This window comes from Methylobacterium sp. D54C (assembly GCF_053345595.1).
In genome coordinates, this window is sequence record NZ_JBKFAK010000100.1 from 1 (window position 1) to 716 (window position 716).

Consider the following 716-nt stretch of genomic DNA (forward strand, 5'->3'; position numbering starts at 1 on the left):
ACCACGTCGAACTTGACCACGCCGTGGTAGCGGTCGGCCGAGGCCTCGGCGGGCGCGTAGCCCTTGCCCTTCTGGGTGACGACGTGGAGCAGGATCGGGCCGTGCTCGGCGTCGCGGACGTTCTTGAGCACCGGCAGCAGGTGGTCGAGGTTGTGCCCGTCGACCGGGCCGACGTAGTGGAAGCCCATCTCCTCGAACATGGTGCCGCCGCCGACCACGAGCGAGCGGGCGTATTCCTCGGCCGCGGCGGCGCGCTGGTAGAGCGCCTTGGGCAGGAGCTTGCCGAGCTGCTTGGCGGTCTCGCGCAGGGACTGGTAGGCGCCGCCCGAGGCGAGGCGGGCGAGGTAGGCCGACATGGCGCCGACGGGGGGCGCGATCGACATGTCGTTGTCGTTGAGGATGACGATCAGGCGCGAGTGCAGGGCGCCGGCGTTGTTGAGGGCCTCGTAGGCCATGCCGGCCGACATCGAGCCGTCGCCGATGACCGCGATGGCGTTGCGGCGCTTGAGCGGGCGGTTCTTCTGCTTGGCGGCGGCGTTGTCGAGGTCGCGGGCGACCGCCATGCCCAGCGCAGCCGAGATCGAGGTCGAGGAGTGGGCGGCGCCGAAGGGGTCGTAGACGCTCTCGGAGCGCTTGGTGAAGCCGGACAGGCCGCCGCCCTGGCGGAGCGTCCGGATGCGGTCGCGGCGCTCGGTGAGGATCTTGTGGGGGTAGCA

At 70.9% G+C, this 716-nt stretch carries 1 protein-coding gene; it reads right to left on the reverse strand.

The window, feature by feature from the left end:
* The coding region (locus ACLBYB_RS32680; protein WP_447701365.1) for a 1-deoxy-D-xylulose-5-phosphate synthase N-terminal domain-containing protein at window positions 1–716 on the reverse strand (716 nt) is incomplete at both ends.